Origin of the sequence: Diaphorobacter ruginosibacter, assembly GCF_014395975.1 — a bacterium.
In the GTDB taxonomy this organism is placed as follows: domain Bacteria; phylum Pseudomonadota; class Gammaproteobacteria; order Burkholderiales; family Burkholderiaceae_C; genus Diaphorobacter_A; species Diaphorobacter_A ruginosibacter.
Genome location: NZ_CP060714.1, coordinates 2178838 through 2191313 on the forward strand (window position 1 = coordinate 2178838; position 12476 = coordinate 2191313).

Below are 12476 nucleotides of genomic sequence, written 5' to 3' on the forward strand. Positions count from 1 at the left end.
AGGCTTGGCATTCATCCGATCCAATCCTATTTGATGGATTAATTGATATGCTGGGCATATGAATGACCCCATCATCGATCTGCGTGTCTGGCGGCAGTTTCTTGCCGTGGCCGAAGAACTGCATTTCGGCCGCGCCGCGCGGCGCCTGCACATGACCCAGCCACCGCTCACCCAGGCCATTGCGCAGCTGGAGCGAAGCCTGGGGGTCGTGCTGTTCCAGCGCAGCAGCCGGCACGTGGCGCTGACGGCCGCCAGCGAGGCGCTGCTGCCCGAGGTGCGCGAGCTGCTTGCCCGATCGGCGGCGTTGCCGGCGCGTGCGCGCGCGGCCGCCTCGGGCGAACTGGGGCGGGTGCGGCTCGCCTTCGTCTCCACGATCGGGTTCACGCAGCTCCCGCTGTGGGTGCGGGATTTTCTGGCGCAGACGCCAGGCGTGTCGCTTGAACTGGTGGAGGCCACCGGTGATGTGCAGATGGAGGCTTTCGCACGCGGACAGATCGATGCGGGTCTGATGCTTCATGCACCCGAGCACGCCCCCGTTGGATGGGAACGGCTGCCCGTCGGCCGGGAGTCGATGGTGCTGGCGATGCCGGAGCAACATGCCCTGGCGCAGGCCGAAACACTTGAACTCAAGGCGGTGCTGGCACAGCCGCTGGTGATCTTCCCGAGACGCATCATGCCGTCGCTCCATGACGCGGTGATGGATCTGTACAGGCTGAACCGTGTCACGCCTCGCGTGGTGCAGGAGGCGATCCAGATGCAGACCATCGTGAACCTGGTCTGGGGCGGCATGGGCGTGGCCTGGGTGCCCGCGAGCGTGATGCAGTTCCGCCGGCCCGGCGTGGTCTATCGCGAAGTGGCAAGCCCGCAGAAACCGGGCAGAAAGGCGGCGCTGCTCCCGACTTGCGAGACCAGCCTGGTCTGGCCCGTGGGCTCGCTGTCGCCCGCACTGGCTCGCTTCGTGGAGTTCGTGCGCACCCAGATCGAGGTACTCCAGATGGAGGCGGTAACGCACCGCAGACCTCGTTCATGAAATGCCGCAGAAAAATGGAATCTCGAAATTTAGTGCTGTTGAATGCCTTGGGCAAGGCTCAAGAACGATAGCCTATTTTGCGAGAGGAAACCTACAGTTCCTTTCGTGAACCATCGCCGCCGTCCCACCCGCCGGACAAGCGGCCCCCGAGGCCAGGCCAGACCCCATCAGGGTCACCGATAGCGCAGCGGGGTTCCCCGGGTGCGCAACACGTACCGCCCTTGATGGACACCCCGAACGGTTTTCTTTCCGGTGTCATTTCCTGTTTTCTTTTTCCTTTATTCACGCACTTGATCGTGTGCGTGGAGTGGTATTGGGCGCGGCCCGTTGATGCGGAAATGAACCGGTGGATGGATGCTTGAAAAATGCTTGCTTGAAAGCTGAATACAACAACGGAGACACCATGAAGAATATCAAAATCCATCGTGTGAATGGAATCAGGGCGGTGCTTATTACCTCTGCCATGGTTCTTTGCGGCGCCGTACATGCCGCGGATACGGGAGAATCTCCCTCCGGCGAGGAAAATTTCGCCGTAAATATGGGGGAAATGTTTTCCAAGGGGCAAATCGAAGGCAATGCGCGGGCCATCTATTTTCACAGCCAAAATGCATATTACGTACCGGGCTTGAACCAGGATACGGCGAGTATCGGGGGAAAGCTGGGTTTTCGCTCCGCGCGGTACAACGGGTTTTCTTTCGGACTCTCGGGTTTCCTGCAGCGGCCGCTGCATCGATCCAGCGATCCCGCCAAGGTGGATGGCTACATCGGCCCTGACATCACCGCAATGGGGGAGGCCTATGTCCGCTGGGAAAATGCCGACACCCGTGTGACTGTGGGGAACCAGGCGCTGGAACTGCCATTCGCAGCGACCTATGACTGGCGGATGGCGCCGCAACTGTTCCAGGGGGTCTCGGCGCGCTACGGGCTCTCCGACGACAACTACATCACCGCCGTGCGCATGACGCGCTTCAAGTCGTATATCGACAACAACTTCAAGAAGCTGACGACCTACACCAGCAACGTGGACCCGTATTCGCCGATCGGGCGCACGGAATCCAATGGGTTCTATGGAGTGGGCGGGGTGAAAAGCATCGACTTCCAATCCATGCTTTTCAAGGGCCAGGCCTGGTATTTCGGCTACCTGGATTATGCAAAGCTGACCTATGCCGAGGCGCAGCTCAGCGCGCAAGGCGAGGGTATCAAGCCCTTTGTGGCTGCCCAGGTGTTCAGGGAAACCGGTGATGGCCGCAAGTTGCTGGGTAATATCGACAGCAAGGTATATGGAGCCCAGGTAGGGGCCAAGCGCAATTCGGTGACATTTTCGGTGAGCTACGACAGGATTGTTCCAAAATCGGACTCCTATCTGAATGGAGCATTGGTCACTCCTTATTCGCATAATGTCGGATCCGGCCCGCTGTTTGCCCAGCCATTTCTCTCCAGTACGCAGGACCTGGGGGCGGGAAATGCCTATGCCGTCGATCTGAATGGTTCACCGGCACCTGGATGGTTCATTGGCGCACGTTATTCCTATATGGACCTGAAGAGCAGCGCTGCCGCCCCCAGTCTGCGCCAATCCGAGTATCTGGGATACGCCATCTACCATTTCAGCGGAAAATGGAAGGGGCTCAGCATCACGGATTTCATCGCATGGGCGAAATCGCCCGTTCAGGACGCCAGATTCTGGCAGAATCGTCTGGCCATGGAGTACAAATGGTAATGCCGGATGGCTGCGATACGCGGTAATGCTGCATCGGTCCGGGGGCGCTTCAGCGATGAACTTTCCCCGGTTTCCGGGCTGACAACAGCCATTCGCACGAAGTGCCGAAAAAATCATCAATGCCAACATTAAGTTCCGTGAAGTCTTCCGGGCCGCCTCTGGTGCTCGAATCGCTGCGCATTCCGGCGCCCCTGATCGGGTTTGACGCCGGCTCGGCGCGGGTGTTCGATCTCACCCTGGCCGCAGGCCGTGTCGAGTCCATCGTGCCCAGCGCGTCGCAGGAGCAGGCGCGCGGCATGGTGCTCAGCGCGCTGGTCGAGGCGCACGCGCACATCGACAAGAATTACACGGTGCAGGAGGTCGGTGCCGCCCAGGGCGACCTGTTCACCGCCATCGAGCGCATGAACCTGCACCGCGCGGGCTGGACCCATGCCTCGCTGCGCCAGCGCATGGAACGGGCACTGCAGGAGGCATGGCGATCAGGCACCCGCGCGCTTCGCACGCACCTCGACTGGATCGACGAGGCGCCGCCAGCGGCGCTTCATGTGTTCAGGGAATTGCGCGAGGAGTGGGGCGGCCGCGTGGAACTGCAGTGCGTGGCGCTGGTGCCGCTCGACGTGTTTGCCGACGAGGCGGCCGGCGAACGCATCGCACGCGATGTGCGTGAGGCGGGCGGCGTGCTCGGTGCCTTTGTCTATCGCAATCCGGGCCTGGAGACGAAGCTTGCGCGGGTGTTCGAGCTGGCAGAGCGGCACGGGCTGGCGCTTGATTTCCATGTGGACGAGGGTCTGGATGCCGATGCCACGGGTCTGCGCAGCATTGCAAACCAGGTGATCGAGCGCGAATTCGCGCAGCGCGTGACCTGCGGCCACGCGTGCTCGCTCTCGGTGCAGACCGATGCCGAAGCGCACGAAACACTGGCGCTGTGCGCGAAGGCCGGAGTGGACCTCGTCGCGCTTCCCACGACCAATCTCTACTTGCAGGGGGCCTGGAGCCGCACGCCCGTCGAGCGCGGCATCACGCGCATCCGCGAGGCGGCGGCGCTGGGTGTGCGAACGAGCATGGCCACCGACAACGTGCAGGATGCGTTCTTTCCCTATGGCAGCTATGACCTGCTCGAATCCTTCGGCCTGGGGGTGCAGATGGCGCATCTTGCGCCCGCCATCGACTGGGTGGGGACGATCACGGTCCATCCTGCGAAGGTGCTGGGGCTCCCGTGGGATGGCCTGCTCGCGCCGGGGTGCCCGGCCGACCTGGTGGTGCTGGCCGCCACCGACGAACACGAACTGATCGGCCCCCGCGGCCGCCAACGCTCCGTCTACCGTGCGGGGCAACTTCTGGAGTCCACTGAAAAATGAGCATGGGCAAGCCAATGGCCAACTACGCCGCGGCCAAACGCGTCGGCGATTTCGTCTTCATGAGCGGCGTGGTCGCGGTCGATCCGGCCACGCGCCGTGCGGTCTCGGCCTATGACGACATTCCGGAGCACGCACGCGCTGCGCTGCAGGGTGTGGGCTATGCCACGGGCCAGATGTCCGTGGATGTGTTCGAGGCCGCCATCGTCGCCCAGAGCTGGTTCGTGCTCGAGCGCATCCGCCAGATCGCAGCCGAGCACGGCGGCACGATGCAGGATGTCGTCAAGCTGGTGCAGTACTTCCGCCATCTGCCCCACTATGCGTTCTACAACCGCGTGCGCGGCATCTTCTATCCGGGCGAGCCGCCGGTGAGCACGGTGGTCGAAGTGTCGCGGTTCTTGCCGGGAGACGAGGTGCTGGTGGAGGTCGAGGCCACCATGTACCTGCCCAGGCCGGCGTCCGCTACTTGACGCCGGCACCCTTGAGCAGGAAGGCCGTCACCTGCTCGATGAGATAGCGGCGATCCTTCTCGCCGCTGTCCTGCGCGACATTGCGGAAGTAGGCCGCCTGTATGGCGTGGTCGGCGTAGAACTGCGTCACGGCCCAGATGTGGAACAGCAGCAGCATCGGGTCCGACCGGTCCATCAGGCCCTGGTTCATCCAGTTCTGGATCACCGCGGCGGCCTGGTCGGTGCGCTGCTTGCTGGTGCCCATCAGGGTATTAAGCACGGGTGCTCCGCGCATCATCTCGGCGGTGAAGATGCGCGAGCGCAGGGGGTGTTCGAACGAGAACACCATCTTGCGCTGGATGAGGTCGCTCAGCACCTTGCGCGGGCCGAAGGCCTCGTCGCTGAAGCCGAACACCACGATCCAGTCGTTCAAGATGTCCTGCAGCACCTGGCGGTACAGGGCTTCCTTGCTGCCGATGTAGTAGTGCAACTGCGCCTTCGACAGGCCGGCCTTGTCGGCAATGGCCTGTGTCGAGGCTCCGGCCAGGCCGTCGCTGGCGAACACTTCGATGGCGGCCTGGTTGATGGTGCCGAGCACTTGCGTGTATTTGCGGGCCCGTCCGCGGGTGGCGGGGGCTTCGGCACTGTCGAGGTCGTCGATGGCAGGGGTGGTGGTTGGCATGGGTCAGAGGTCGAGCACAAGCTCCTGGTTCTTGGCACGTGAGCAGCATAGCGCGATCCTGCCGCGTCGCTCGGCGGTGGTGAGGCAGAAGTCGCGGTGTTCTGCATCCTCGCCCTGGCCGTCGACCACACAGGTGCCGCACAGGCCCTGCTGGCATGACACCGGAATGTCGATGCCGACCTCGTGCAGCGCATCGACGGCAGTCTGGTCGGCCGCCACGGGCACCTCGATGCCGCGGCGCGCCAGTTTCAGCGTGAACGGCAGTCCGGTGGTGGCCGCCGCCGTGCCGTCGGGCGCGGCGAAATACTCGGTGTGCAGGGCTTCCTCGGGCCAGTGCGCGGCGGCTTCGCGCACCGCGTGCATGAAGCCACCGGGGCCGCAGACATACAGGTGCGTATCGGGTGCGCGATCGGCCAGCATCTGGCGCAGGTCGATGCGCTGCGAGGCATCGCCCTGGTCGAGGTGCAGCCGGACATGCGCGGCGAGGCCGGGCGCGCGCAGTGCATCGGCAAACGCCAGGTGCTCCTCGCTGCGCGCGAAAACGCACAGCGTGAAGTCCGCACCTTGGCTGGCGAGGGCCTGGGCCATCGCCAGCAGCGGCGTCATGCCGATGCCGCCCGCGAGCAGCAGGTGGCGTCGCGCTTCGGCACGCACCGGGAAGGTGTTGCGTGGGGTGCTGATGGCGATCAGGTCGCCTTCGCGCACGCGTTCGTGCATCGACGCCGAACCGCCCCGGCTGGCAGGCTCGCGCTTCACCCCGATCACGTAGGCATCGCCCGCGGACAGGTGCGGCGCACGCGCCAGCGAGTACTGGCGCGAGAACCCTCCGGGCATGTGCACGTCGATGTGCGCGCCGGCCTCATATCCGGGCAGTGCCCGGCCCCAGGGATGGGTCAGCTCGAAGGCCAGGATTTCAGGCGTCTGCCGCGCGATGCGCGCAACGCGTACGGTAAGCGTGCGTTCAAGACTCATGTGCTGCTTCTCCTCCTAGGCGCCATGCGGCTCACTGGCCGGTGAGCTTCTTGCGGATGTCCACGCCGACGCCCTTGTTGACGAACTGCGTGTCCACCACCTTGGACACGTCGATCTGCCCGGGCTTGTACAGGCCGGCCTTGACCATCTTGTCGTAGAAGTCCTTCACGCGTGCCTCGTCGATCGCGCCGATGCCCTTGGTGAGGGAGTCCTTGCTGTCCACGATGCCGAGCTTCTTGATGTTGTCGATGTAGCCCTGCTGCACCGCGAACGATGCGTCGGGGTTGATCTTGAGGATCATCTCCTTGGCTGCCTTGTTCTCGCCATAGAGGAAATTGTTCCACCCGATGATCGAGGCCTCGATGAACTTGCGCACGGTCTCGGGCTTGTTCTTCACCATCTCGGTACGTGTCTCGATGGTGGTGCCGTAGGTGGAGAAACCGTTGTCGGCGAGCAGGTGCACGACGGGATCGAACCCGGCAGCGTTCTTGATGGTGATGGGCTCGGAGAACGCATAACCCTGCTGGATGGAACGCTTGTCCGCGAGGAACGGGCCCATGTTGAAGGTATAGGGCTTGAGGTTCTTGTCCTGGAAGCCGTATTCCGACTTCATCCATTGCCAGAAGCTGAACTGCCCGTCCTTGCCGATGAAGGCCACGGGCGCCTTTGCCATGTCCTTGAAGGTGTCGTAGCCCTGGCCGGGATGCGCGAACATGGCCTGCGGATCCTTCTGGAAGAAGGCGGCGACCACCACCGTGGGAATGCCGTTCTTCACGTTGTCGAAGGACTGCAGCAGGTTGCCGGTCATGAGGAAGTCGACCTTGCCCGCGGGCAGCATGGGGCGGTTGTTCACCATCGGGCCGCCTTGCTGGATCTCGACGTCGAGCCCGTATTTGCGGTAGGTGCCGTCGACCAGTGCCTGGTAGAAGCCGCCATGGTCGGCATGGGCCTTCCAGTTGGTGGCGAAGATGACCTTTTCCTGCGCCTGGACGGCGAGGGTGGCGCCGGCCAGCGACAGGCCGAGGGCGATGCTGCGAACGAGAGAGGATGCCTTGAAGGCGGGCTTGCGCATGGTGGGTGTCTCCGGATGTGGGTTCCTGAACGAAGGGGCGGTGCCTGTCAGCGGTCCTGTGCCATGTGCGGCTGCCATCCCAGCGTCTTGCCGGGATTCATGAGGCCCATGGGGTCGCTGCGCTTCTTGAATTCGATCTGCTGTGCGTCGATGGTCTTCATGCCGCCGTCCTCGATGGTGACGACATGGGGGTTGAAGATCTTGCAGCCGCCCTGCGATTCGATTTCGCGCATGACGGCCTCCTGGTGGTCTTCTCCCTTCCAGCGCACGAGCAGGATGCCGAAGGTGCCGCATTCGCCGTGGGCGCGGGCGAAGTCCTGGTGCTGCAGCACGTCATCACCGAAGAGGGCGAGGTGGCGCTCCACCACGGCGGGGTCGAACGGCTGCGCATAGGCCACCTGCAGGTAGGTCCAGCCGCGATCGGCCTTGAGCGCCTGCAGCGTGGTGTGGTTGAACGCGCATTCGTAGGCCGGAGGCAGCCCCTCGGCGAGCAGTTCGGCCTCGGTTCCCGCCACCGACAGCGTGCCGCCGTGCGCAGCGGCGAGCGCGCGGAATTCCGCCATCGACGCGGGCGACACCATGGTGAACACGGCATGGCGGTCGGCGGGGAAGCGGTCGCGCATGGACGTGTAGAAGGGCGAGAAGCGGGACTCGACCGTCGAGAGCAGGAAGATGTCGAGCGCCGGGTCCTGCGCCGCGATGCCGAAGTCCAGCGCGCCGCGGTAGGTCGGGAACAGCACCGTGCAGTGCACCCATTCCACGGCAGGGCTCAGCGCCACCTCCACGTCGAGGATCACCCCGTTGGTGCCATAGGCATGGTGCACCTGCTGGATCTCGTCGCCCACCAGCTCGATCACGCGCGGCTCGCGCTCCACGGTCATCACGCGGGCGCGCAGCAGGTTGCCGGGGTCGCGCAGGATGCCATGGCGGAACGAGCCGATGCCGCCGAAGCCGCCTGCAATGAAGCCGCCAATGGAGGCCACGTGCCAGGTCGACGGCCACATGCGCAGGGCCTGGCCGGTCTCGCGGGCGGTCAGATCGATGTCGTGCATGCGCGCACCGGCTTCCACGCGGATGCGGCCCTCCGACAGGTCGAGCACGCGGCACATCTGCGTCACGTCGAGCACGATACCGCCCTCGAGCGGCACGCATTGCCCGTAGTTGCCGGTCCCGCCGGCGCGCACGGTGATCGGCAGCTTCCATCTGGCCGCAACGGCGGCGGCCTGGCGCACGTCGTCCTCGGTGCTGACCTTGACCACCAGGTCGGCGACGCACTGCGACAGTTGCGCGGTCAGGATCGGGCTGTACCAGTAGAAGTCCTTGGACAGCTGCTTGCGCTGGCTGGAGGCGGTGATGACATGCAGGCCCGCGAGCTCCGCACGCACGGCTTCCCAGTCAACGGCCGCTGGCGGGGTGGGAAGTCTAGCGTTCATGGCGCATCTCGCTTTCATGCCAATGGCCGAGCACGAGGCGCGACAGCGTGGCGAACACAATGAAGATGACGATGCCCAGCAGCGACACCAGCAGCAGCGCGGCGAACATCATCGGGATCTCGGTGCGGAAGCTCGATTCGAGAATCCGCGATGCAAGTCCTGTTTCCTTGCCTGCGGTGCCGGCGGTGAACTCGGCCACCACCGCGCCGATCAGGCTCAGGCCGCCGGCGATCTTCAGGCCCGCCATGAAGTAGGGCAGTGCGCTTGGCACGAGCAGGTAGCGGAAGGTCTGCCAGGGGGAGGCCTTGTAGAGCCGGAACAGGTCGCGCAGATTGTTGTCGGCGCTCTTGAGGCCGATGACCGTGTTCGACAGGATCGGGAAGAACGCCACGATCCATGCGCACAGCAGCAGCGCGGCCGTCGTGTTGGAGATGTAGATGAGGATCAGCGGCGCAATCGCGATGATCGGCGTCACCTGCAGGAGCACGGCAATCGGGAACAGGCCGATCTCCACCCACTTGAACATGCCGAACGCGATCGCCAGCAGCACGCCGCCGACGATGGCTGCGGTCAGCGCCAGCAGCGTGAGCTTGACGGTGAACCAGAGCGCATCGGAGAGCGAGCTCCAGTTGTCCACCAGGGTCTGCAGGATCAGTGAAGGGGCGGGCAGGATGTAGTGCGGAATGTCGTTGGCGCGCACCGCCCACTCCCAGATCAGCAGCAGCGCGGCGATGATGGCCACCGGCACCGCGACGCGCAGGATGGATTCGCGGCGGCGCAGCCGGTCTTCGCGCTCGCGCAGCGACTGGGCCGTGGGCGTGGCGTCGTGTGGGGGTGTCGGTGCGGTCATGACGGATGGTTCAATGGTCGATGTCGAGGCCATGAAGAGCTCCATGCAGTGATTGGGAGACGGCGGTGCAGTGTTCGTTGTAGCGACTCGATGTGCGGAAGGCCTCGCCGCGCGGATAGGGTTCGTCGATGCGGATCTCGTCGATCACGCGGCTCGGGCGCGCGGCCATCACGACGATGCGGTTGGAGAGGTAGACCGACTCATAGACGCTGTGCGTCACGAAGACAATGGAGAAACGGTGCTCGCGCCAGATGGAGAGCAGGTCGTTGTTGAGCTTTATGCGCGTCATCTCGTCGAGCGCGGCGAAGGGCTCGTCCATCAGCAGCAGGCGCGGCCGGGTGACCAGTGCGCGGGCGATCGATACGCGCATCTTCATGCCACCCGAGAGCTCGCGTGGATAGACATCGGCAAAGCGCGACAGGCCCACCATCTCGAGCGCCTGCTCGACCACCGGCGCCGCGGCGTCGCGGCTGGTACCGGACAGCTTGAGCGGCAGCCACACGTTGTCGAACACCTTGGCCCAGGGCATCAGCGTGGGTTCCTGGAATACGAATCCCAGGTCGCGGTCGCCACGCGCCTGCCCGGACTGGGCCTGCGGCCAGTGGATGTCGCCCGAACTGATGCGCGTGAGCCCGGCGATGAGGCGCAGCGCGGTGCTCTTGCCGCAGCCCGAGGGGCCGAGGAAGCTGATGAAGTCATGCTCCCCGATGTCGAGCGACATGCCCTGCAGCGCAAGCGTGCCGTTGGCGAAGCGCTTGCCGACGTTGCGCAGGCTGACCAGCGGCTGCGCGGCGGAGGATGGATGGGTGGGTGTTTCCATGGGCTGGTTCCTTGCGCGGCTGGTGGCCTGCGTCATTGCCATTCGGGAACGTTGGCGAGCCGCTCGATCGGGAAGCGATCCACCTCGTGCAGCAGCTCGACGAAACGCCGGCCCACGTGATCGAGCACGGCGGCCCCCTTGTCGGCACTGGCCCGGGTGGCGTCGCCCGCCGCACCGGCCGGATTGATGTCATGCATCTGCCAGCCCAGCTTGCCGCTGGGGGTGATGGAGAGGAACCTGTTTTCCTCTGCCAGTTGCTCGGTCATCGAGGCGAAGTTGCGGAACTGGTCCCGGCGCACATAGTCCGGGGTGAGGTGCAGCATCACCGAGCTTTCGAGGTCGCCGGCATGCACGCCATGCTTGCCCTCGTGCGCCGTGAACAGGCCCTCGGGCAGTCCCAGCGTGTACCAGTTGGCGGCCACGACCATCATGTCGTGCTCCTCGCGCAGGTCGCGCGCCACGATGTCCATCACGCTCATCTGGCCGCCGTGGCTGTTGTAGAGCACCAGCTTGCGCACGCCTGCCTTCGCGACACAGGCGCCGATGTCCTTCCAGAGAGAGATCAGGGTGTTTGCCGACACCGTCAGCGTGCCCGGATAGCGGGAATGCTCGTTGCTCTTGCCATACGGCACGGTGGGCAGGAAAAGCACCGGCAGGTCATCCGGCAGATAGGGCAGGCTGGCTTGCACCATGCCATCGATGGTGGCGGTGTCCGTCGACATCGGCAGATGGGGGCCGTGCTGCTCCGTCGCGCCCACCGGCAGCACGGCGATGAGCCGGTCGCGGTCGAGGCGGGAGAACTCTTCGCTGGTCAGATCGGACCAGAAACGACTGCGCAGGGGGACCGGATGCATCGTGGCTAACCTCTCGGTGACGTTTGGGGTGATCTGAATTATCCAATCGGTCAAAATAAATAGGCTAAGCACTTACCCGATATCAATGAAATATTCTTGATATGTGCTAGCAGATCGGATCGATCGGTCAAATAACCGTGCAAGGTAGAGCTGCCGCCCTCGGCTCATGGCGTCGAGGGCGGGCAGGGGGAAGGGGTGTCTTTCGGCGCTGGGGCGCGGGCGCGTGGGTCAGGCCGACCGCAGCATCATGCGGCGGCCCTGGCGTTGTCCTGCTGCAGGTGCCGGACGAGGAAGTCAAGAAAGATGCGTGTCTTGAGCGGCATGTGGGCACGCTGGGGATAGTAGGCATATACGCCGGGAAAATGCGAACGGAAAGGCACGAGTACCTCCGTGAGGTCGCCTGCCTCAAGGGAGAGGAGCATGGATTCGCTCCAGCCGATGAACAGTCCCACGCCATTGACGGCGGCGCGCAGGCCCGTCTCCCAATGGTTGACGGTGAGTGGTCCCTCCACCGCCCGCTCGACCACCTTGCCTCCGATCTCGAATTCCCATTTGTAGATGGCACCGCTGCTGCGCATGCGGTAGTTGATGCAGTCATGCTGCACCAGTTCGTCGGGGTGGGCAGGTGCCCCATGCCGGGCCAGGTAGGCCGGAGACGCCGCGCAGCACATCCTCATCGTCTGCGTGAGCGGCACGGCGATCATGTCGCCTTCGAGCGACTCCCCCGCGCGGATGCCCAGATCGAAGCCATCGCGCACGATGTCGACGAAGCCATCGTCATACACCAGCTCGACCCTGATGTGCGGGTGGAGCGCGAAGAAGCGCGGCAGGAGCGGCTCGACCAGCACCTGTCCCGCCGGGTGCGATAGCGTCAGGCGCAGCGTTCCGCCCTCGACGCCCGCGCTCGATTGCAGGTCTTCGGTGGCGTCGCGCAGCGCGGCCAGAGCAGGCGTGACGCGCTCTAGATAAAGCCGCCCGGCTTCGGTCAGGTTGACGCTGCGCGTGGTGCGATCGAACAGTCGCACGTTCAGACGCGCCTCGAGTTTCTTGAGGGTCTGCGAGAGCGCCGCTGGCGTGACGCCGAGCGCATGTGCCGCATAGGTCAGGCTGCGGTGCTGGGCTACCTGCTCGAAGACGGTGAGCGCCGCCAGGATTTCTGATTGCATGAAGATATTTTTAAGCAAAACTTAAAAACATAGTTAGTTTTCGTGACTTTCTCTTCGGTATGCGCTACTGCACACT

Annotated in this window: 12 protein-coding genes; 4 read left to right on the forward strand and 8 right to left on the reverse strand. The window is 64.2% G+C overall.

Features of this window, described 5'->3' with window-relative positions:
- Positions 1–58: 58 nt before the first annotated feature.
- The 4 genes from H9K76_RS09890 (at position 59) to H9K76_RS09905 (ending at position 4572) form a co-directional block, all read left to right on the forward strand.
- Complete coding sequence (locus tag H9K76_RS09890; protein ID WP_187599959.1) at positions 59–1030, forward strand: LysR family transcriptional regulator; 972 nt, start codon at positions 59–61, stop codon at positions 1028–1030.
- 403 nt (positions 1031–1433) lie between these two features.
- Positions 1434–2747, forward strand: coding sequence for an OprD family outer membrane porin (locus tag H9K76_RS09895; RefSeq protein ID WP_187599961.1), 1314 nt, complete (start codon positions 1434–1436; stop codon positions 2745–2747).
- A gap of 119 nt (positions 2748–2866) precedes the next feature.
- Positions 2867–4105 carry an amidohydrolase family protein gene (locus tag H9K76_RS09900; RefSeq protein WP_246475435.1) on the forward strand — a complete coding sequence of 413 codons (1239 nt, stop codon included), beginning with the start codon at positions 2867–2869 and terminating at the stop codon, positions 4103–4105.
- Positions 4102–4572 carry a RidA family protein gene (locus H9K76_RS09905; protein ID WP_187599963.1) on the forward strand — a complete coding sequence of 157 codons (471 nt, stop codon included), beginning with the start codon at positions 4102–4104 and terminating at the stop codon, positions 4570–4572. The genes H9K76_RS09900 and H9K76_RS09905 overlap by 4 nt, the downstream gene beginning before the upstream one ends.
- Here the strand turns inward: H9K76_RS09905 and H9K76_RS09910 are convergent.
- The 8 genes from H9K76_RS09910 to H9K76_RS09945 form a co-directional block, all read right to left on the reverse strand.
- Complete coding sequence (locus H9K76_RS09910) at positions 4565–5233, reverse strand: TetR family transcriptional regulator C-terminal domain-containing protein (protein WP_187599965.1); 669 nt, start codon at positions 5231–5233, stop codon at positions 4565–4567. The two genes, H9K76_RS09905 and H9K76_RS09910, sit on opposite strands and share 8 nt — an antisense overlap.
- Before the next feature lie 3 nt (positions 5234–5236).
- Positions 5237–6205 carry a PDR/VanB family oxidoreductase gene (locus tag H9K76_RS09915; protein ID WP_187599966.1) on the reverse strand — a complete coding sequence of 323 codons (969 nt, stop codon included), beginning with the start codon at positions 6203–6205 and terminating at the stop codon, positions 5237–5239.
- Positions 6206–6236: 31 nt separating this feature from the next.
- A complete protein-coding gene (locus H9K76_RS09920) occupies positions 6237–7277 on the reverse strand; it encodes an ABC transporter substrate-binding protein (RefSeq protein ID WP_187599968.1) in 1041 nt (346 codons plus the stop codon).
- A gap of 47 nt (positions 7278–7324) precedes the next feature.
- Complete coding sequence (locus H9K76_RS09925) at positions 7325–8710, reverse strand: FAD-binding oxidoreductase (protein WP_187599970.1); 1386 nt, start codon at positions 8708–8710, stop codon at positions 7325–7327.
- Positions 8700–9593, reverse strand: coding sequence for an ABC transporter permease (locus tag H9K76_RS09930; protein WP_187599972.1), 894 nt, complete (start codon positions 9591–9593; stop codon positions 8700–8702). The genes H9K76_RS09925 and H9K76_RS09930 overlap by 11 nt, the downstream gene beginning before the upstream one ends.
- On the reverse strand, positions 9571–10380 hold the full coding sequence (locus tag H9K76_RS09935) for an ABC transporter ATP-binding protein (RefSeq protein WP_187599974.1): 810 nt from the start codon (positions 10378–10380) through the stop codon (positions 9571–9573). Before H9K76_RS09935 ends, H9K76_RS09930 begins: the two co-directional genes overlap by 23 nt.
- Before the next feature lie 32 nt (positions 10381–10412).
- On the reverse strand, positions 10413–11234 hold the full coding sequence (locus H9K76_RS09940) for a creatininase family protein (protein WP_187599976.1): 822 nt from the start codon (positions 11232–11234) through the stop codon (positions 10413–10415).
- A 245-nt stretch (positions 11235–11479) separates the two neighbouring features.
- Positions 11480–12400, reverse strand: coding sequence for a LysR family transcriptional regulator (locus tag H9K76_RS09945; RefSeq protein WP_187599977.1), 921 nt, complete (start codon positions 12398–12400; stop codon positions 11480–11482).
- Positions 12401–12476 lie beyond the last annotated feature (76 nt).

What these genes read in the sequence shown, in the direction of transcription:
- H9K76_RS09890 (WP_187599959.1), top strand. Translation starts at nt 59, where the DNA reads ATGAATGACCCCATCATCGATCTGCGTGTCTGGCGGCAGTTTCTTGCC.
- H9K76_RS09895 (WP_187599961.1), top strand. Translation starts at nt 1,434, where the DNA reads ATGAAGAATATCAAAATCCATCGTGTGAATGGAATCAGGGCGGTGCTT.
- H9K76_RS09900 (WP_246475435.1), top strand. Translation starts at nt 2,867, where the DNA reads ATGCCAACATTAAGTTCCGTGAAGTCTTCCGGGCCGCCTCTGGTGCTC.
- H9K76_RS09905 (WP_187599963.1), top strand. Translation starts at nt 4,102, where the DNA reads ATGAGCATGGGCAAGCCAATGGCCAACTACGCCGCGGCCAAACGCGTC.
- H9K76_RS09910 (WP_187599965.1), bottom strand. Translation starts at nt 5,233, where the DNA reads ATGCCAACCACCACCCCTGCCATCGACGACCTCGACAGTGCCGAAGCC.
- H9K76_RS09915 (WP_187599966.1), bottom strand. Translation starts at nt 6,205, where the DNA reads ATGAGTCTTGAACGCACGCTTACCGTACGCGTTGCGCGCATCGCGCGG.
- H9K76_RS09920 (WP_187599968.1), bottom strand. Translation starts at nt 7,277, where the DNA reads ATGCGCAAGCCCGCCTTCAAGGCATCCTCTCTCGTTCGCAGCATCGCC.
- H9K76_RS09925 (WP_187599970.1), bottom strand. Translation starts at nt 8,710, where the DNA reads ATGAACGCTAGACTTCCCACCCCGCCAGCGGCCGTTGACTGGGAAGCC.
- H9K76_RS09930 (WP_187599972.1), bottom strand. Translation starts at nt 9,593, where the DNA reads ATGGCCTCGACATCGACCATTGAACCATCCGTCATGACCGCACCGACA.
- H9K76_RS09935 (WP_187599974.1), bottom strand. Translation starts at nt 10,380, where the DNA reads ATGGAAACACCCACCCATCCATCCTCCGCCGCGCAGCCGCTGGTCAGC.
- H9K76_RS09940 (WP_187599976.1), bottom strand. Translation starts at nt 11,234, where the DNA reads ATGCATCCGGTCCCCCTGCGCAGTCGTTTCTGGTCCGATCTGACCAGC.
- H9K76_RS09945 (WP_187599977.1), bottom strand. Translation starts at nt 12,400, where the DNA reads ATGCAATCAGAAATCCTGGCGGCGCTCACCGTCTTCGAGCAGGTAGCC.